We start from the raw sequence: 18,467 nt of genomic DNA on the forward strand, positions 1-18,467 counted from the left end.
CGTTTATTAATTTAAATTGAAAATCAATTTGGCTTAAGTTGATAACGTGCGGGGGAAATGCCCCCCGCGCGTCGCCTTAACGGCCAACGGACTGCATTTGTACCAGCGTCGCCTGCAGAATCTCTGCAACCTGGCGCTGCGTGTCTTCATCGCTGCCGTGATACGCATGCAGCTGGCTGCGCAAATCGTGGATGGCCTGGGTCAACTCCGGTGAAAACGGCTGGCGGTGTTCGAACATCGCCTGACTGACGGAATCACTCTGGCTGGCAAACAGGGCCAGCTTGGCAATCAGGGCATCAGCCACCGCCTTGTTTTCGTTCAGATGCGCTTCGCCTTGCTCATTAATCGCATAGCGTTTGCGGTTGCCTTCCTGCTGAACGGTCACAAAACCCACATCCTCAAGGTAGGTCAGCGCCGGATAAATTACGCCTGGGCTTGGCGTATAAAAACCACCGCTCTTGTCGGTCAGGATCTTAATCAGCTCATAACCGTAGCTGGCCTGTACTTTTAACAGGGACAGCAGCAGCAACTGCAGTTCGTCCGCGCCAAACTTACGGCCACGCAGGAAAGAAGGGCGATCGCGATGACCGGCGTCGTCCCGGCCGCCACGGTGTCCGCCGCGATGCCCATCATGACGATCGCCACGGCGATCGAAATGACGTTCACCAGACGCATCATGACGCCCGCGATGGTGGTGGTGATGTCCGCTGCGGGGATCTTCATGGCGGCTGCGCATCCGCTCATTGCGCATCGCTTCACGCCACTGGTCAAACATCATCGCCAGCGCCTCTTCGCGACTTTCGGCCTGTTGGAAGCAATCACTGCGACGGTCCTGAGACTGGGAGTGAGAATGGTGGCGACCGCCACGGCGATCATTAAACATTTCTTTAAACATAGGGTTCTCCAGATTGAAAGGTATCTTACGACTGTATCGTAAGATAGTGCTAGTTTTATATCTTACGATAGTAAATAGCAACAGGCAGCGATCGGCATTGCGCACGTTATGTTCATTTCGGTCTGAGGGCAGGGAGGGTGAAAAGGGGAATGCGCAAGGGTGGATCTCAGCTCTCATGTCGCCATTGGCAGGAAAGCCGGATCCGTCGCATACTCCTTTAATGATTCATTTTTATCATGTTAAGGAACAACGTCGTGATCAACGAGCAGCGTAAAACCACGCTTTCCTCCATTCCCTTGTGGCAGAGCCGTGGCCATATGGTCAGCCATGCCTTAGCGAAAAGCCTGAGCTGGTTCGCCTTTGTGAACGGCAGCTTTGCGCTGATGATTTACCTGCGCAACATCATGTTTGGCAATTTTGATGCGGGAGTGGTTGTCTCTGGCAAACTTTTGACGGTGATCGACCTGCTGATGTTAGCGACCCTGCTGGTGTCGGTCGCCATGCTGGCCATCTCTTTCGTTTTGAAGGCGAAGCCATCTCCAGCAATTAAGCCTTTACTCTCGCTCCTGTTGCTGCTGCAAAGCGGACTCTGGGCCGCCAGCGGCTTCAGCTTTATCACCGCGTTGCAGACGCCGCTTGCCTATCCCTTAAGTTCGATCTTGATGATGAGCGCGCTGGCAGCCCTCTATTACTGGCCTTCAGGTCTGCTGCTGTTTGTGGTGCCCATCTGGCTGGCCACGGTGGCGGGGAATCTGCAGGTCAATGCCGGGTTGAATCTGCGTTTTTCAGCGGTGTGCCTGATCTTCACGCTGATCCTGATTTACGGCCGCTATATGTTGCAGGGCTGGTTTAATGAAGCCTGGCTGCGCTTTCAGGAAAATCAGCTGCTGATTTCCAGGCTGGATACGCTGGCCCACCAGGATGTGTTGACCGGCACCGCCAACCGCCGTGCGCTGGAAGATCATCTGCACAATGCCGTCAGCCGACAGGCGAGCTTTGAGCTGATTATGCTCGATGTCGATTATTTTAAACGCTACAACGACCATTATGGTCATCAGGCCGGAGATGTCTGTCTGGCGGAAGTGGCTGCGGTGCTGAAAACGGCGGTACGCACCTCCGAGGATCTGGTGGCGCGTTATGGCGGTGAAGAGTTTGTGGTGATGCTGTTTGGCGCAACGCCACAAGGTGCAGAGCAGATTGCCGAACGCATTCAGGCTAACCTGCAACAGGCGCATCTGCGGCACGAACGGTCAGATGTGAGTGACACTGTCACGGTGAGTATGGGCATTGCCTCATCGGATGGCAGTAAGGGCGTGGCGCAGATCCTCGCCGAGGCCGATGCCGCACTGTATCGTGCCAAGGAGCAGGGCCGTAACCGCTGGTGCCGTTAGGGGCACGCAGCGCATGTCAGCAGGGTGAGCGCTGAAGGTTGGCCGCTGTTCCGCTATCGCTACCCGCCGTTATTTTTTTGCCGGCGCACTGTACCAGTCCGCTTCTTTCACCAGGACCGGCGCGTCGGGCTGATTCACAAAGTTAGGCGACATAATCTGCACGGCAAATTCGCTGAACACGTCCTGTATATGGCCGTTGAGTTCACTTCTGACCGCGGCCAGCGACTGGCCTTTCAGCAGTCTCACCTGCAATTCATACGAGATATACCAGTCCATTAACGCCAGTTGGCGCACCACCGGCGGCTGCATGCCATCGATGCCGCTTGTCCGGCTGGCGGCAAGCTCAAGCATTGCATGTACCTGTCGCCACGGCGTGTCGTAACCGATGGTGACGCCGGTGGTCATGTTAACGCCGCCGCTTTGGACGTGGGTACTCAGATTGACAATTTTCCCGCTCACCACCACGGCATTGGGTACCGTCACTTCATAATTTTCCCGGGTGATGATTTTCGTCGCCAAAATGCCCACCTCACTGACCATGCCTTCATGATCCGCCAGCCGGATAATGTCACCCCGGCGCAGCGCGCGGGAATAGGTCAACACCAGTCCGCTCATCGCATGGTTCATCACCCCGGCGGAACCCAGCGTCAGCATTAAACCAAAGAACACGCTGATCCCTTTGAAGGCCAGTGAATTTGCACCCGGCAGAAATGGATAGGCGATCGACAGCGCAAACAGCCAGATCATCACGCTGATTAATTTACGGGTGACGCCAACGGTATCCGGGTGCAATCCCGGCAGCTGCAGGCTGCCGGTTTCAACCCGCTGCAAAACCAGTTTGAGCAGACGCTGGATAATTCCGGTCAGAACAAAGATAACGCAGACGATAAACAGCCCAGGCAGGGCAGACAGGAGAATCACCCCGGCTTTTTGCACCATGCCCACGCTGTAGCCACCCAGCTCCATGCCCCAGATGCGCGTATAGGGGAACAGCCTGAGTACCCAACTGATCCAGAGATAGAAGGCCAGCAGGCACACAAGGGTGACCAGTAATAAATATAACCGCAGTTCAAAAGCGCCGATAAAACCCCGTAACGATCGGGGGATCAGGCTTTTGTTCTTTTGCTGACGTTCAGCGAAGAAGTGCTTCACCGGCCTGATGGAATAGCCCGCCGCAACACACAAGGCGATGACCGTTATCAAACCGGCAAGGCTTTTGCCCAGTGATAACAGCAGGTATTTCGGTGAATACTGCTCAATCATCGCCTGTTGCAGCGTCTGTAATCGTTGTGCCACTTTCGTGGCGGCCTGCGGCAACGTCAGGTCATCGCCTTCATCCAGATCGCTATCGGCCAGCAGCATAAGGGGCTTGTTATTGACGCTAAACAAGACCGCCTGGCGTTGATAACGGGTGATCGGGGTGAGGACCAGCGGATGGCGCAGGTCATCCTGGCTCAAAGCCCGCACGGTATTCACAATGCGCCTTACCCGCTCCTCGGGCGTAGTGAGGCCGAATTTCGCCTGAAGCATCACCACCGGTTGATTAAGTAAGAACAGCGTGCGGGCTATCTCCTGAGGAGAAGGCGACTGGCGCGGCTCGGCGCTATGAGAAAGAAAAGGGAATGACAGCAATATTCCCCAGAGCAGGCAGCAGATCGCGGGTTTGATCATCGGCAAACCTCTGGCACATCCGGAAAAAAATCGCACCTGACCGCGGCGTTTGCTGCCGCAGACAGGCTTCCCGTGTTCATTCACTATTTAATGTCAGGGCACTCTATGTCGTCGATAGCTTCGCCGTAGGCGTCGTTGTTTTTATTCCGTAACGCCGCGGCCACGGCGAGGATCTGCGATTCGGTCTGCTTATCGTGCAGGAACGTGGATTTTATTTTTGCATCGGGAATAGCGGGATCAATCTGGCAATGGCTGCGTAAGTCATTGATGATTTTTTGCTGCCTCAGCGCATAAGCCAGGTCGTCGTACGGTGCTGCCACGGCGGAAGCCGTCAGCGAAAATAAAACACCGGCCAGAATCGTTTTGCGAAAGTTCATGCTGTTGCTCCTGCAGAAGTTAGGGCGTTGTGGTGGTGAGTACGGTGCCATTCCCCGGACACAAGGCGGGATCGAACACCGTTTTCCAGTCTTTTTTCATATCAACAATCGTCCAGCCGTATTTTCCCGCCAGCGTTAATCCGTTCACTAAGGTTCCGCTGGCCGGCGGATGCGCATCGTAGGCATATTCGCGTTGGCTGTCGGTATGGTGTACCAGCAAACCAAAGGTTTTCACGTCGGGATTAGCTGAAGTGTATTGCAACATGGGCACATCGCCATCGCTGTTGCCAAAAGCGGCTACCGGGCGATGGCCCATAAACAGATGGATCGCCACCGGCTTGGCGGCGGCATCATCATAGAACGCACCGTTCATGGTTTTGCGCAGTTGGGTGCCGTTGTCGGTAAGGGAAAATTCAGATAACGAAAAGGAACCCACCACTTGCTCAGGCGGGATGTCATACATTTTCTCTGCCAGCACACGCATAAAATCCACGCCGCCACCGGAGATAATCCAGGTTTTAAAGCCGTTTTGCCGCAGATAATCCAGCAACTGGCGCATCGGTAAATACCCCAGCCGATCGTAACCGCAACCAAAGCGTGCGTGTTTCTGCGTGCTGACCCAGTCGGTCACCCGTTGGGTGAATTCTTCGGTGGTCATATTGCTGTGGGTCAGAGCGACCAGCTTAAACAGCCCTTTGCTGCCCGACGCGGCCAGCGTTTTGATGTCGTTCTTTAACGCCGCAGAAATCAGCGGGTCGCTTTGCCATTCAGGATGGGCCGGTGCCAGCCGCTTCAGCTCATCCAGCGCAAACTGCAGCTGGAAGGTGACCGGCGCTTCTGGCCACAGGGTGCCATCATTATCAAACACCACGTAGCGCTGCTTCTGCGGGATAAAGGCGGGATCGCCCGGCGTGGTGGCGTGGCCAACCCACTGTTCGATGGCCGTTTTGGCGGCGGTGTCATTCCATGCCGACAGCGTCGGATCGGCGGCAGCCTGACACACGCCCACGCCGCATAACAGTGCCAGAGCACAGAGTTTACTCTTCATGTTTTCTTCCTTTTCAGCGTTGCCAGGTCGGGCAGCGGCACAATGCGCCAGATCCGCAACCCGCGTTGAATAACAAAACGGCCCGTGCGCCATAACGCGTGACGCATAAACCAGCCGACAATCGCCAGCAAAATGAGCGCGACAGCGATCGATACGGCAGGCCAAAGGGAGCTCGTGCCCTTAGCTCGCAGGACGTTTTCACTGCCTGCCGCCCGTGCGGGCGCGATGGTATAGGAGGCTGGTGGCAGCGAGGCAATCTGCCATTGCTGATTACGGGTGTCCCACCAGCGCAGCTTGATCTCGGGCAGGATCAGGGTGCCGGCCGTGGCGGGCAGATAGCGCAGGCGTTCAGTGCGCTGGGCGCCGATCACCTCACCGCGGCCCTCGGTTAGCAGGCTGTTTTCCGGCGTCAGGCGTTGCGTACCTGAGCCAGGAATGGCGAACAGGATTTGCGGGATCTGCGCCGGGATCACCGCCTGCGCCTGCACCGTTACCTGCCGTTCAATGACGTCACCAACATGAATCGTCCGTTCGCCGTCGGCCCGCCAGACCTGAATTTTCTGCTGCAGGCTGAGGGCGCTGGCCGGCAGAAAACGATCCGGCTGTTGTACGCCGGCTGGCCAGCTGACCTGTTTCTCTATCGCGGGCAGCGTCACCGTTTGCGGCGGTTGCCCGGCCGAAGTTAGCGTCAGATCCATCGCCGGCAGCCTCAGCATGCCGCCATCCCAGGCCATCAGCTGCCGCTCCATTTTGATGCCGCTCCAGCTGGTACTTCCCTCGCGCCGTGAAACCAGCTGGTTGGGCAGCGAAGTGGTCAGCAGCATGCCATTTTCGACCGTCATTTCTGGCCATTCCGGCGGAGGATTAAACCAGCTATCCGTCCAGAAGGTGATCGCCACCCGCACAGGTTGTCCGGGGACCAGATGATCCGGTGCTTCCAGTTCGCGGGTCAGCGTCATTGCCGCCTGCGGCATCGCGGAAAACAGTAAAAGTATCAGCAGAAACCGTCTCATTTCCCCTCCGCAGGCGCTGAGTTGTAGAGGTTTTCCAGCAGGCCGCTGGGTGACAGGCTGAGATTGTCGTACCACTGATTAACCTGCGGCGAGTTGCCCGCCGTGGCCTGCATATCCTGCTGCTTAACGCCCTGATCTTTCTTCAGATCGTTTTTGATCGCATCGGGCGTTTCATCCTGTTCCTTATGCTGAGAATCCTGACGATCGCGCTCTTTTTGCCGTAATTGCATGATGATGTGCGCAATCTTCGCCCGGTTATCTTTCGCCATCGTCCAGTCAGGCCGCAGGCTTAATGCCTGGTCATAACTGGTCAGCGCCTGCTGCCACTGCTTTTGCTGCGCGTAGCTGTTGCCGATCCACAGCAGGGTATCGGGTGTGGCTGGCGCCTGAAGAAAAGCGCTGGTGGCCGCAGGGAAATCGCCGGCGTTGTAAAGGGCAATGCCGCGCCACAGGGGATTGGTGAAATGCGCTGCTGCCTCAGCATAATCACCCCGGTTGAAGGCCCGCTGCCCCTGTTGATCCGGACTGATAAAGGCCTCAGTCCAGGCTGCGGCGGCTGGTGGCGTAAAGGTGGTCAGCGAGACGGCGATCAGCAGCAGTAAAATCATCTGCTGACGCCAGACCAGCAGCAATAACAGCATTGGGATAATCAGCAGGTAACCACTGTTTTTCCAATGCAGATCGCTGCGGGAGTTTTGCTGCGCCACCACGGACTGCTGAATGTTTTGCAGAATGGCGGGCAGGTCGTCATCGTCAGCGGTCGCCAGCGTTACCGGAATACCGTTATTGCGCAGCTGTTCGAAACGCGGCACGTTCAGGCGGGTATCAATCCCTCGCGCTGCCAGCGCCTCCGGCAGCGCGCCGCCTTTAGCCGTGCCGGGCACCCATACCTGCAACGGCAGTTTCTGTTCCGCCAGCCAGCGCGCGTCTTCCGCGCTGAGGTTGTCGGCCACCAGCAGCAGGCTGTGCGGCACCGTCGGCGACTGAGGCAGGTTTTTTAGTGCCAGCGCAATGGCTGCCTGTAATCCGGAACCTTCCCCTTCGGGCAGCTGCGTGGGCTGCTGCGCGTCGAGAAACAGCCGGAAAAATGCGCCGTCGTTGGTCATGGGCGTGGTCAAAAATGCCTGCGCGTTGTACACCACCAGGCCCATATGGCTGCCGGGAAGCCGGCTCATCAGCGCTTCAATTTTCGGCTGCATGCGTTGATGACGGGAAGGCGGTAAATCCTGCGCCATCATGCCCAGGTCCTGTTGCAGGATCACCATGACCTGAGTTTGCGAGGTCATGCCGGCGGGCAGATCTTTTTGCCAGCTCGGCCCGGCCAGCGCAATACAGCCCGCTGCGAAAAGCCACGGCAGCACCTGAAACAGCGATCGGCGCTGGCCATGAATGAGTGCGCGGGCAAAAGGTTTGGTCATAATGCGGTGCCAGGCGCTGCGCGAACCGCTGGCGAGAAACCACAGCAGTGGGCAGAGCAGCAGCCCCAGCAGCCGCCACGGATAGATAAAGAGAAAGTCCGTCATGTTCTGCGCTCCCGGATAAGCCGTAGCACGGTGAACGCCAGCAGCAGACACATCGCTCCCATTAGCGGCCAGTGAAACAGCGGCAGGTGCCAGGAGAATCCCGTGGTCCTGACCTGCGAAGGCGTCATCGCATCAATCTGCTGCCAGACGCTGTCCAGCGCCTTACCGGATGTGCTGGCCTGCAGGGCCTCGCCGCCGGTCAGCTGGGCGATCTGTTTTAACAGCGCCGTATCCACTTTATCCTCTCCGCTGCTGTTGATGTCGCCAAAGGCGATGGTATGCACCTGAACGTGATGCGATGCTGCCAGCTGTGCCGCCAGCGCCGGAGAGAGCTGTGACGCGGTATCGTTGCCATCGGTCAGCAGGATCGCCAGCCTGCTGGCATCTCGATCCAGGCTGCTGTCCAGCAACTTGACCGCCACACCCAGCGCATCGCCAATGGCGGTTTGTTGGCCAATCATGCCGGGGGCCAACTGGTTAATCCGCGCCAGCAACGCCTGCTTATCCTCACTGATGGGCGCAAAGGGCCAGGCGCTGCTGGCAAAAATAACCAGTCCAATGCGATCCGTTTTGCGCTGGGCGACAAAAGCACGCACCGATCGCTGTACCGCCTGCAGCCGGGTGATGCCATCCTGCGCATCGTTTTTCTCCATCGATCCGGACACGTCCAGAATCAGCACCATATTGCGCATCGGCTTGATGATTTGCTGTGGCGGCATCAGGTATTCCGGCCTGGCCAGCGCACACACCAGCAGCGCCCACACCAACCAGAAGACCAGCCGGTCCGGCCAGCGGATTTTCGCCGCTGGCGTATGCAGCTTCAGCTCGCCCGCCAGCGCCGGTAAAAACGGCACGCGGACTTTCTCTTCCTGCTGCCGTTCTTTTGTCGGCAAAAAGTGCAAGACCAGCGGCAGCAGAAGCAGGATCCCGGCCAGCGGCCAGGCAAAATCAATGTGGGTCAGCAGGTCAGACATCAGGAAGCGTCTCCAGCCAGCGGGAGAGTTGCTGTTGCAAACGTGCATTTTGATCCGGCTCCAGCCGGTTATCCCGCTGACAATAGCGGCCAATCAGCAGCTGTCGGTCAGGTTCATCCAGCGGCAAACGGGCGAGCAGGGCTTCTGGACGGTCCAGCGTCGAGATGTCGTCGCGCGGATGGTGCACCAGCAAAATGCGTTTGATCACCGCCAGCCAGCCGTCGGCATTTTGCTCCTGCCGGATATGGCGTCGCGCTTCACGTCGCCACCGGTTCCGCCGCCAGCGCAACAGGCGGAGGCAGAACCACACCAGCAATGCTGCTGACAGTAACGCGCCGAGCACAATCCAGCCCGGCGGCAAGGGCAGCCATGGGATCGCCGCAGGCAGGGCGGGATGCGCCAAATCAGGCACGGAAAATCCTTTCGCCAGCATTCAAAACCCCTTTTGTAGTTGCGGCAGCAGATCCTCACCGACCACAATCTGATTGACCTTAATCCCCAGACGCGTCAACCGGTTCTTCTGGTTTGCCAGCCGGGTGGTCACGCTGTCCTGAATTTGGCTGCGCAGGGCGGGCGAAAGCGAAAGGGTGGTTTGCCGATCCTGATACCAGGCGGCCAGCTGGCCTTGTGCCGGTAAACGCAGATGCAGGTCGTCGAGGGTAACAAAGGCGCTGATTTCACAGCGACGCCGCAGGCCTGCCAACAGCGCTTCACTGTGGGCATCCTGGTCGTGGAAATCGCTGATAATTGCCAGCCAGCTGCCGGTCGGCACGCTGCCAGCGATCCGTTCCAGGCTTCCCGCCAGGGTCATCGTTGCGATGACTTCCTGCGGATACTGTTCCGCTAACCGCTGGTTATAACTCTCAAGGTGGCTCAGTAGCGGGGTCAGGCTGGTTTTCGGCGAACGGCAGGGAGTCAGCGCGCAGGTTTCATCGTCAAACACCAGGCACCCGAGGCGATCGCCGTCATGCCAGCTGCGCCAGGCCAGCAGCCCGGCCAGCGTCGCCGCAGCCACCGATTTGCTCTGGCCGCGGGTGGCGAAATACATATCCAGACGCTGATCGACCAGCAGAAACACCGGGCGCTCACGCTCTTCGTTATACAGGCGTATCCACGGCGAACGCAGCCTGGCCGTGGCCTGCCAGTCAATCAGCCGGACATCATCCCCCGGCTGATAGCGACGCAGGCTGTCAAAATTGAGGCCGCGACCCTGCTGTTTTGACGCCCGTTCACCCGCCATTGCACCGGGCGGCATCTGTCCCGGCGGGTTGTTCAGCCTGCGGGCTTCGCCAGCCAGCGCCATCAGCGCGGCACGATCGATCACCAGAGGGCTGCTCATCATGCCACCACGGCATCAAGCAGCATTTGTACTGCCCGATCGGCGCTACAGTTATCCGCATTGGCCTGATAGCTCAATAGCAGGCGATGGCGTAATACCGCTGGCGCAATGCGCTTGATGTCTTCGGGCAACACCGCATCGCGACCTTCCAGCCACGCCAGCGCGCGACCGCAACGATCCAGCGCCAGCGTACCGCGCGGGCTAACCCCAAGGGCGATATAGCTGGCAAAGGTTTCACTGACCGAGGCCGGCTGTCGGGTCATTTCGACCAGGTTAATGATGTAACTCTCGACCGTTGGCGCGACGTAAACGCTGGCGATCTCCCGCCAGCAGCTGGCAATGTCGGCCTGGCTTAGCCGGGTGATCGCTGCGGCAACAGCGTCGGGTCGGGCCGCCTGATACTGTGCCTGCTGCTCGGCCCGCACCAGTTGCATCACCTTTTGTTCGTTTTCCTGCGAAGGATAGCTGACGAGGATTTTCATCAGAAAGCGGTCAAGCTGCGCTTCGGGTAACGGCCAGGTGCCTTCCTGATCGATGGGGTTTTGCGTTGCCAGCACCATAAACACGCCGGGCAGTGGCCAGGTTTTCCCGGCAACGGTGACGTGCCGCTCTTCCATCGCTTCCAGCAACGCCGACTGCACGCGGGCTGAGGCGCGGTTAATTTCATCCGCCAGAATAATGTTGCCGAACACCGGACCAGGACGAAAGCGGAACTGGTCTTCTTCCCGCGTGGCATTTTGCTGGTAGATTTCGCTGCCGGTAATGTCCGACGGCAACAGATCGGGGGTGAACTGGATACGGCAAAAATCGCCTTCGAGGTGTTTCGCCAGTTCGCGCACGGCACGGGTTTTTGCCAGGCCTGGCAGGCCCTCAAGCAGCACATGGCCATCGCAGAGCAGGGCCACAATCAACATTCTGACCAGCTCTTCCTGCCCGAGCACCTGGGCATTCATCTCGGTTTCCAGTGCCAGCATTTTTTCCCTTTGAGTCATAGCTGCTCCACCGGTTTAGGTTGCAGAAGGGTGGCAAGGCCCACCAGCATCGGGTGTGAATAGTTGAAAAAGGCTTTAATACCCGGGCAGAGATAGTTGAGGCCCAGTTCGCCGTCTTCACTGCGCACCAGACGATTTTTCGGGCATTCGCCATAACACAGCTTCAGGTAAGGGCAGCTTTTACAGGCCTGCGGCAGGGTTTCGCGTTTACCGTAGCCGAAGGCTTTTTGCCGTTCAGAAAACGCCAGATGCGCCAGTTTGGTTTGTTTGATATTGCCCAACTGGTATTCGGGGTAGACATAGTGGTCGCAGGAGTAGATATCGCCATTTTTTTCGATGGCCAGCCCTTTACCGCAAAACTCGGAGGTGATGCAGATCTGCGCGGGCATCCCCATGGTCTGGGCGACGGCGGTTTCGAACAGATTCACCTGCACGCGGCCCAGGTCGTTGTTGACCCACTCTTCAAAGACGGCAATCAGGAAGCTGCCCCAGTCATCGGGATCGACCGACCAGTCGGTGACGATGGAATCCAGGTCTCCGGGTTTGGCGCGACGGGTGCCGGTGATCGGAATGCTGTCATCACGCCAGAACTGCGGTGCGGTACTTTTGAAGTCCACCGGCTCGACGCAAGGATTAAACTGGATATAGGTCGCGCCCAGTTCTCGCGTCAGGAAGCGATAAACCTCCAGCGGAAACTTCGCATTGGTGCGGTTGACGGTGACCAGGGCATTAAACGGCACCTGATGGCGCTTCAGCGCCTCGACGCCTTTCATCACCATGGCAAAGGTCGGTTTGCCGCTGCGCGTCACGCGGTAACGATCGTGGAGTTCGGCCGGACCATCAATCGACAGGCCCACAAGAAAATGGTGCCGCTTCAGAAATGTGGCCCACTTATCATTCAGCAGAATGCCGTTGGTTTGCAGATCGTTTTCAATCCGCTGGCCGGGCTTCTGATAACGCTTTTGCAGCGCAACAACTTTCTCAAAATAGGCCAGGCCCATCAGCGTGGGCTCGCCGCCTTGCCAGGAAAACACTACCTGTTCGCCGTCCTGACTGTCGATGTAATCGCGGATAAAGGCCTCGAGCACCTCATCGCTCATCCCGCTGTGATCCTGCTTCAGCAACTGCTCTTTATGCAGGTAGAAACAGTAATTACAGTCGATATTGCATCGCGATCCCGTGGGTTTCGCCATGACATGAAAACGGCGCTTATATGCAGGGCCCCGACCGTCGTACTTTTCTGCCGTGGGCAGTGCCTTAGCAGGAAGAGTGGTACTGTATTTCATCTCAGCCTCCGGAAGCCGGGCAGATAACCGCCCGGCTGTGGGTCGTCACATCAGTTCGTTGACGGATTACCTTGCTCAATCAACGCGGACACATCCGATACGGTGAAGGAGCCCGGTTTCTGCCTCGGCGGGAACTCTTTGAAGCTTTCTATCATCTCTTTGGCGTATTTCTGCGCGCCGCCCAGCAGGAACAGGCGGTCATAGAACCAGTGGTTGTAGTCCATGCCGTCGGAGCCTTTTTCAAGCGGATCGATTTCCAGATCGAAAAGCAGCGGCGTACGCAACTTAACAAACGGGTATTTCCACAGGTCCAGGCCAGTATGCTCCTGGATCATGAAGTGCATTTTCCAGCGGCCATAGCGCATCGCCAGTAAATCGCCATCATCACTCCAGTAGAAGAACTCTTTACGCGGGTCCTCCTGGGTTTTACCTGTCAGGAAGTCCAGCTGGTTATAGCCATCCAGGTGAACTTTGTAAGTCATCGCGCTGGTTTTGTAGCCTTTAAACAACTGTTGTTTAATGTCCGGTACGCCGGCAGCGGCAACCAACGTTGGGAACCAGTCATTGCTGCCAACCATATCGTTGATCAAAGTGCCAGGCTTGATGTGCCCTGGCCATTTGACCATCGCCGGTACGCGGAAACCGCCCTCCCAGCCGGTGTTTTTCTCGCCACGGAACGGCGTCATCCCCGAGTCAGGCCAGGTGGCGATCATCGGGCCGTTATCGGTGGTGTAAACCACGATAGTGTTATCCTCAATGCCGAGATCCTTGATCTTCTTCAGCACTTCGCCCACGATTTTGTCGTGCTCAACCATGCCGTCGGCATAGTCACCCAATCCGGTCACGCCTTTGTCAGCGGGCTTGATATGGGTCTTGTTGTGCATGCGGGTGGTGTTATACCAGGTGAAGAACGGCTTGTTGGCCTTGACCTGACGTTCCATAAAGTCATTGTTGGCCGCCAGCGTCTCCTCATCGACGGTTTCCATGCGCTTGGTGTTGAGCGGACCCGTGTCTTCGATCTTGCCATCGGCAGTTGATTTGATGACGCCTCGCGGCCCAAACTCTTTGCGGAATGCCGGATCCTTCGGATAGTCCGGGTTCTCCGGTTCTTCTTCCGCATTCAGGTGATAGAGGTTACCCATAAACTCGTCGAAGCCATGGGCCGTCGGCAGAAACTCATCGCGATCGCCGAGGTGGTTTTTACCGAACTGGCCGGTGGCATAGCCGAGTTGTTTAAGAACCGACGCAATGGTGGGGTCTTCTTTCTGCAAACCCTGCGGCGCGCCAGGCATCCCGACCTTACTCATCCCGGTACGAAACGGCATCTGACCGGTGATAAAGGACGAACGGCCTGCGGTGGAGCTTTGCTCCGCGTATTAGGAGGTAAACTTGGCCCCTTCCGCCGCGATGCTGTCAATGTTCGGGGTTTTATACCCCATCATTCCCTGGTTGTAGGTACTGAGATTCCAGTAACCAATATCATCGCCAAATATCACCACGATATTGGGCTTGCCCTTACTTTGTTCCGGGGCGGTGGTCGCGGTATTGCTGTCCGGTGCAGCCTGTGCGCTGAATGAACAGCAGGCAACAGACAGCATCGAGGCTAACAAGGTTTTGCAAAAAGGCATTCGTGACATTTTGCGCTCCATTGGGTTGAGCTTTGGGTTTACCTGTGCCGGCAGGATATTGACGGCAAAGAGGCTGGACTGCTTGGGCTTAAATCCTCCCATCGCGAGGGTTAAAAGGTCCGGTTGTAGTTCACGCCAAAGAAATACAGTGCCGGGTTGGAGTAACCGCCTTTCAGCAGCGGCGAGGAAATTTGAGAAGAAGCGATATGGGCATATTCAAATGCCGCACCGATGCTGCTGCTGTTATCGAGCTGATAACGGGTGCCGACGCCCCAGCGCCAGGTATCGCCGGATGGCATGGTCAGGGAGGCGTCGTTCTGGTTGCGGTAGAAACTGCTGTCGAAGGCGACGCCGCTATTGAACGTCCAGGCTTCGGTGGCGCGGAACTGCGTACCCAGCGCCAGATGCCAGGTATCCCGCAGGCGATCGTTGCCCGCCGTCGAACGCCCGTTAACCCGAATGTCGCTGTTGCTGTACTCACTCCAGTCCTGCCAGCCCAGGTCACCCATGATTGCCCAGCGCGCGTTCAGATCGTGATACAGGCTGGTCATCACCTGTTGTGGCGTGTTGACGCTGGCTGCAATCGGCAGGGTGTAGGAGGGCGAATCATTTAGCTGTGACAGGGTGACGGTGGGCGCAATATTGAAATGGTAATCGGTGCGGCTGGTATAGGTGATCCCCGCCCGGGTTCGGCTGTTGAACTGATACAACGCGCCTGCTTTGACGTTTAAGGCCCAGTCATGATCCGACTGATCCTGCGTACCGCCCTGCAGATTTTGCCGCTTGAGAGAGAGATACCCGTAATTAATGCCGATTCCGGCCCCTAATGAAAGCGCATCGTTAACCTGCCAGGCCAGTGCGGGCATCAGCGTTAATGCCAGCAACGTGCTGTCTTTTATCAGGTTTTCACCGGCCCAGTTACCGAAGTGCAGCCCCAAGCCGTAATTCCCGTACAGGCCAACACCGGCGGTGACCTCAGGGGAGACTTTTTGGCTGTAGAACGCGCTGCCGCCTGGAAACCAGCCGATCACGTTACCGGGACTTTTGCCGTTTAGCTGGGCATCATCACTCAGCTGATAGGGCGTATCGCCATACAGCGCCTGACCGCCCAGCGACAACGAGCGGTCCGGAAGCAGCGTCATACCGGCCGGATTGGTAAACAGCGTGCCGGCATTCTGCGCACGCGCCGCCTGGCCCGCGCCGGCCAGGCCCAGGTCATCGGTACCAATTTCATAGAGATACAAGCCGCTCGCGAAGGTGTGAGCTGAAAAAAACAGCGCAACGCTTCCGCAAGCCACTCGCTTTAACCTGATTTTCACATTCCTGTCCTCAGTGATTGCGCGCAGTGAATCGCTATCGAAAGTTGGCAAACCGGACCCGATTTATCAGGTTCGCACTGACATTAGCCTGCTTTCAGAAGAAAGAATGGCCGTAAAAAATGGATATTTGTCTCAAGTTAAAATTGGTTTTCAGGGTAATTAATTTGGTGCGAAAATCAGACTAAAAAGCGATGGGGCAAAAAAACAAATAACGGGGTGCTCCAGTGAAAAAATGTGTTTGTTAAATTAGTAATATTTTGAATTAACCTTAGTAAAAACCTTACGTTATGCAAGGCAGGATTTTTGTAAAAACACCAACATATCGTATTTAATTGATATTTATGTACTTTTACTGAATGAGCTAGCTATTGCTAGCTTGGGGTTCTGTCGTTTTTATGGAGGCAATACAGTAACGTGAAGATGAATGTGGACGGGGGAATTAATTTTGTACAGGTTTGTGGCTGACTTGTGCAATTTTTTTTTACGTGTGGGATATATGCGGGATTATACCGGCAGGGGATAAGGATAATATAAGGTAACTGGAATGGTGATGATCACGACACTTTTTAAAAATCTTTATATTTAAAGTGGCCTTGAAAATAACGCCTGTCATTATGTCGGACATAAGGCAGGCAAGAATGCTGTGACTGTTATTCCGGCGAAATTCCTTTGCACAACAGGGCGAGCGCGTGTTGGACGATCGCTTCACGGGTTTCATCATCATCACCCGGCCGCAGTTGCACCAGAGGCACCAGCACCAGGCTAAGTAGAGAGCTCATCAACAGCACCGTATTGATCTGCGCGTTGATTTTTCCCTGCTTTTTCCAGCCCTCCATAATGCTGAGGATTTTAATGCGCGCTTCTTTGCCAAATTTTTCCTGGATCCGCAGGCGCAGTGGCGAGTTTTCACTGACCGCTTCCTGCATCCACAGGGGGGCAAACCAGCTGTCGCGCTGCGCGGTGGACGCCAGTTCCCTGACCATCTGTTCAATCGCCAGCATCGGTGCGTCAGCGTTGGCGACAAAAACCGCAAAAATACGACTGCGCACCGGCAGGAAACGCTCTTCGATAATGATATCGAGCAGGGCTTCTCTGGAGTGAAAGTAGTAATTCATCATCGCCGGCGTCACACCGGCGTTACGGGCGATGGCGTTCATTGAGGTTTCGGCGATGCCCTGTTGGGCAAAAAGATGGATCGCAATATCCAGCAGATGATCGCGCTGCTCGACGTTAATCGCACCGCCGCGAGGGCGGCCTGGCTTACGTGGACCAGTTTTCAGCAGCTTAGCGCCAGAATTTGCTTTCAGTGCGGACATTTTTTACCTGCCTGTTGCGTTCATGTTAAGCTTTGCGGTAAATATTAATTGTGCATTTAATTAATTACAAGCGAGTCATCTCATGGATTCAGAATCCACTTCATTAAATCAACCTGACGTGCAGACCAAAGAGCCTTCTTTGCGTCTGCTGTTTATCGCGTTACTGCTGGTTATGCTGCTGGCCGCACTGGACCAGACCATCGTTTCAACGGCGCTGCCGACCATCGTGGGCGAGTTGGGCGGGCTGGATAAGCTCACCTGGGTGGTGGTGGCCTATACGCTGGCCTCCACGGTGGTGGTGCCGCTGTACGGTAAGTTCGGCGATCTTTACGGTCGGAAGCCGGTACTGCAGCTGTCGATCGTATTGTTCCTGCTGGGATCGGCGCTGTGCGGACTGGCGCAAAACATGGATCAGCTGGTGTTGACCCGTGCGCTTCAGGGACTTGGCGGCGGCGGGCTGATGGTGGTCAGTATGGCGGCGGTGGCCGATGTGGTTCCACCCGCCACGCGGGGCCGTTATCAGGGGCTGTTCGGCGGCGTGTTTGGCCTGGCCACGGTGATCGGGCCGTTAACCGGCGGATTTATCGTCCAGCATATGTCGTGGCGTTGGATTTTCTATATCAATCTGCCGCTGGGGCTGCTGGCGCTGGTGATTATTGGACTGGTGCTCAAGCCCGGCGGCAAGCGCAAACAGCATGAGATTGATGTGCTGGGTGCCTTTTATCTCAGCATGGCGCTGGTGGGCATCACGCTGTTTACCAGTGAAGGCGGCTCGGTGAAAGCCTGGTCCGATCCGGCATTATGGTGCATCCTGGCGTTTGGCATCGTCGGTGTGATTGGCTTTATCCACGAAGAGCGGCTGGCCTCGGAGCCGATTATCCCGCTGCGGCTGTTCCGCGAGCGCAGCTTCCTGCTGTCGAGTCTGATCGGCTTTATTATCGGCATGTCTTTATTCGGCAGCGTAACCTTCCTGCCGCTCTATTTGCAGATAGTGAAGGAAGCAACGCCCACCCAGGCGGGGATGCAGCTGTTGCCGTTGATGGGCGGGTTATTACTGACGTCAATCATCAGTGGCCGCATCATCAGCCGCACCGGAAAATATCGCGTCTTCCCGATTGCCGGCACCTTACTGGCCAGTATCGGTATGGGACTGCTGACCACCATTACCACCGAGTCGCCCACCTGGCATCTTTATCTGTTTACCTGCGTGATGGGAATGGGGCTGGGCATGGTGATGCAGGTGCTGGTGATTGTGGTGCAGAACACCGTGGAGCCGCATTTGCTGGGCGTGGCGACCTCATCCGTCACGCTGTTCCGCTCTGTGGGCGGCTCGATTGGCGTGGCGCTGTTTGGCACGGTATTCAGTCAGGTGCTGAAGTCCGGGCTGGAACGTCTGATACCGGAAGGAACAGAATTGCCGCGCAGCATGGATCCCAAAGCAATACAGCATTTGCCGACGGCCATTCACCATGACTATCTGCTGGCGTTTGGGGATGCCATTCATGCGGCGTTTTTAATGGCGATGTGCGTGATGATCCTCGCCTTTGTTTTATCCTGGTTGCTGCCTGAAGCGCCGCTTCGTCGCGAATAGGCGAGGGGGCTGCACCGGAAAAATAAGCACAGCGCGATGACGTTAATAAGGGGGCGCTCAGGGGAAATAAGTGCAATTTCACCCCTGAACGTTGCCCGGTGTTA

General features: G+C 56.6%; 15 protein-coding genes and 1 pseudogene. 2 read left to right on the forward strand and 14 right to left on the reverse strand.

Annotated features, from left to right (window positions below):
* Window positions 1–76: 76 nt before the first annotated feature.
* Window positions 77–895: a PadR family transcriptional regulator gene (locus EBC_RS12390; protein ID WP_013202136.1), complete on the reverse strand. Its 819-nt coding sequence runs from the start codon at window positions 893–895 to the stop codon at window positions 77–79.
* 254 nt (window positions 896–1,149) lie between these two features.
* Between EBC_RS12390 and EBC_RS12395 the strand changes: the two genes are divergently transcribed.
* Entirely contained in the window at window positions 1,150–2,286 is a 1,137-nt protein-coding gene (locus EBC_RS12395; protein ID WP_013202137.1) for a GGDEF domain-containing protein, read from the forward strand.
* Between the two features lie 69 nt (window positions 2,287–2,355).
* Here the strand turns inward: EBC_RS12395 and EBC_RS12400 are convergent, their stop codons facing one another.
* The 13 genes and pseudogenes from EBC_RS12400 to EBC_RS12460 form a co-directional block, all read right to left on the reverse strand.
* Window positions 2,356–3,957 carry a mechanosensitive ion channel family protein gene (locus tag EBC_RS12400; RefSeq protein ID WP_013202138.1) on the reverse strand — a complete coding sequence of 534 codons (1,602 nt, stop codon included), beginning with the start codon at window positions 3,955–3,957 and terminating at the stop codon, window positions 2,356–2,358.
* Window positions 3,958–4,040: 83 nt separating this feature from the next.
* Window positions 4,041–4,334, reverse strand: a complete 294-nt coding sequence (locus tag EBC_RS12405) for a YicS family protein (protein ID WP_013202139.1) — start codon at window positions 4,332–4,334, stop codon at window positions 4,041–4,043.
* Window positions 4,335–4,353: 19 nt separating this feature from the next.
* Window positions 4,354–5,382, reverse strand: a complete 1,029-nt coding sequence (locus EBC_RS12410) for an HAD family hydrolase (RefSeq protein ID WP_013202140.1) — start codon at window positions 5,380–5,382, stop codon at window positions 4,354–4,356.
* Window positions 5,379–6,395 (reverse strand): BatD family protein, encoded by a 1,017-nt coding sequence (locus tag EBC_RS12415; RefSeq protein WP_013202141.1) that lies wholly within the window; start codon window positions 6,393–6,395, stop codon window positions 5,379–5,381. Before EBC_RS12415 ends, EBC_RS12410 begins: the two co-directional genes overlap by 4 nt.
* On the reverse strand, window positions 6,392–7,918 hold the full coding sequence (locus tag EBC_RS12420; protein ID WP_013202142.1) for a vWA domain-containing protein: 1,527 nt from the start codon (window positions 7,916–7,918) through the stop codon (window positions 6,392–6,394). The genes EBC_RS12415 and EBC_RS12420 overlap by 4 nt, the downstream gene beginning before the upstream one ends.
* The gene (locus tag EBC_RS12425) at window positions 7,915–8,892 is read right to left on the reverse strand and encodes a VWA domain-containing protein (protein ID WP_013202143.1); all 978 of its coding nucleotides are present in this window, start codon (window positions 8,890–8,892) and stop codon (window positions 7,915–7,917) included. Before EBC_RS12425 ends, EBC_RS12420 begins: the two co-directional genes overlap by 4 nt.
* Window positions 8,885–9,325 (reverse strand): DUF4381 family protein, encoded by a 441-nt coding sequence (locus EBC_RS12430; protein WP_013202144.1) that lies wholly within the window; start codon window positions 9,323–9,325, stop codon window positions 8,885–8,887. Before EBC_RS12430 ends, EBC_RS12425 begins: the two co-directional genes overlap by 8 nt.
* On the reverse strand, window positions 9,326–10,231 hold the full coding sequence (locus tag EBC_RS12435; RefSeq protein WP_013202145.1) for a DUF58 domain-containing protein: 906 nt from the start codon (window positions 10,229–10,231) through the stop codon (window positions 9,326–9,328). It abuts the gene before it with no gap.
* A complete protein-coding gene (locus tag EBC_RS12440; RefSeq protein WP_013202146.1) occupies window positions 10,231–11,223 on the reverse strand; it encodes an AAA family ATPase in 993 nt (330 codons plus the stop codon). The genes EBC_RS12435 and EBC_RS12440 overlap by 1 nt, the downstream gene beginning before the upstream one ends.
* The gene (locus EBC_RS12445; RefSeq protein ID WP_013202147.1) at window positions 11,220–12,509 is read right to left on the reverse strand and encodes an anaerobic sulfatase maturase; all 1,290 of its coding nucleotides are present in this window, start codon (window positions 12,507–12,509) and stop codon (window positions 11,220–11,222) included. Before EBC_RS12445 ends, EBC_RS12440 begins: the two co-directional genes overlap by 4 nt.
* A gap of 50 nt (window positions 12,510–12,559) precedes the next feature.
* Window positions 12,560–14,146, reverse strand: a pseudogene (locus EBC_RS12450) (arylsulfatase).
* A gap of 101 nt (window positions 14,147–14,247) precedes the next feature.
* Window positions 14,248–15,414 (reverse strand): OmpP1/FadL family transporter, encoded by a 1,167-nt coding sequence (locus tag EBC_RS12455; protein WP_041692302.1) that lies wholly within the window; start codon window positions 15,412–15,414, stop codon window positions 14,248–14,250.
* Window positions 15,415–16,106: 692 nt separating this feature from the next.
* The gene (locus tag EBC_RS12460; RefSeq protein ID WP_013202149.1) at window positions 16,107–16,772 is read right to left on the reverse strand and encodes a TetR/AcrR family transcriptional regulator; all 666 of its coding nucleotides are present in this window, start codon (window positions 16,770–16,772) and stop codon (window positions 16,107–16,109) included.
* An 82-nt stretch (window positions 16,773–16,854) separates the two neighbouring features.
* Here EBC_RS12460 and EBC_RS12465 point away from each other — a divergent pair, with 82 nt between their 5' ends.
* The gene (locus EBC_RS12465) at window positions 16,855–18,363 is read left to right on the forward strand and encodes an MDR family MFS transporter (protein WP_013202150.1); all 1,509 of its coding nucleotides are present in this window, start codon (window positions 16,855–16,857) and stop codon (window positions 18,361–18,363) included.
* The last annotated feature ends 104 nt before the right edge of the window (window positions 18,364–18,467 follow it).

Origin of the sequence: Erwinia billingiae Eb661, assembly GCF_000196615.1 — a bacterium.
Classification (GTDB): Bacteria; Pseudomonadota; Gammaproteobacteria; order Enterobacterales; family Enterobacteriaceae; genus Erwinia; species Erwinia billingiae.

What these genes read in the sequence shown, in the direction of transcription:
- EBC_RS12390 (WP_013202136.1), bottom strand. Translation starts at nt 895, where the DNA reads ATGTTTAAAGAAATGTTTAATGATCGCCGTGGCGGTCGCCACCATTCT.
- EBC_RS12400 (WP_013202138.1), bottom strand. Translation starts at nt 3,957, where the DNA reads ATGATCAAACCCGCGATCTGCTGCCTGCTCTGGGGAATATTGCTGTCA.
- EBC_RS12405 (WP_013202139.1), bottom strand. Translation starts at nt 4,334, where the DNA reads ATGAACTTTCGCAAAACGATTCTGGCCGGTGTTTTATTTTCGCTGACG.
- EBC_RS12410 (WP_013202140.1), bottom strand. Translation starts at nt 5,382, where the DNA reads ATGAAGAGTAAACTCTGTGCTCTGGCACTGTTATGCGGCGTGGGCGTG.
- EBC_RS12415 (WP_013202141.1), bottom strand. Translation starts at nt 6,395, where the DNA reads ATGAGACGGTTTCTGCTGATACTTTTACTGTTTTCCGCGATGCCGCAG.
- EBC_RS12420 (WP_013202142.1), bottom strand. Translation starts at nt 7,918, where the DNA reads ATGACGGACTTTCTCTTTATCTATCCGTGGCGGCTGCTGGGGCTGCTG.
- EBC_RS12425 (WP_013202143.1), bottom strand. Translation starts at nt 8,892, where the DNA reads ATGTCTGACCTGCTGACCCACATTGATTTTGCCTGGCCGCTGGCCGGG.
- EBC_RS12430 (WP_013202144.1), bottom strand. Translation starts at nt 9,325, where the DNA reads ATGCTGGCGAAAGGATTTTCCGTGCCTGATTTGGCGCATCCCGCCCTG.
- EBC_RS12435 (WP_013202145.1), bottom strand. Translation starts at nt 10,231, where the DNA reads ATGAGCAGCCCTCTGGTGATCGATCGTGCCGCGCTGATGGCGCTGGCT.
- EBC_RS12440 (WP_013202146.1), bottom strand. Translation starts at nt 11,223, where the DNA reads ATGACTCAAAGGGAAAAAATGCTGGCACTGGAAACCGAGATGAATGCC.
- EBC_RS12445 (WP_013202147.1), bottom strand. Translation starts at nt 12,509, where the DNA reads ATGAAATACAGTACCACTCTTCCTGCTAAGGCACTGCCCACGGCAGAA.
- EBC_RS12460 (WP_013202149.1), bottom strand. Translation starts at nt 16,772, where the DNA reads ATGTCCGCACTGAAAGCAAATTCTGGCGCTAAGCTGCTGAAAACTGGT.
- EBC_RS12465 (WP_013202150.1), top strand. Translation starts at nt 16,855, where the DNA reads ATGGATTCAGAATCCACTTCATTAAATCAACCTGACGTGCAGACCAAA.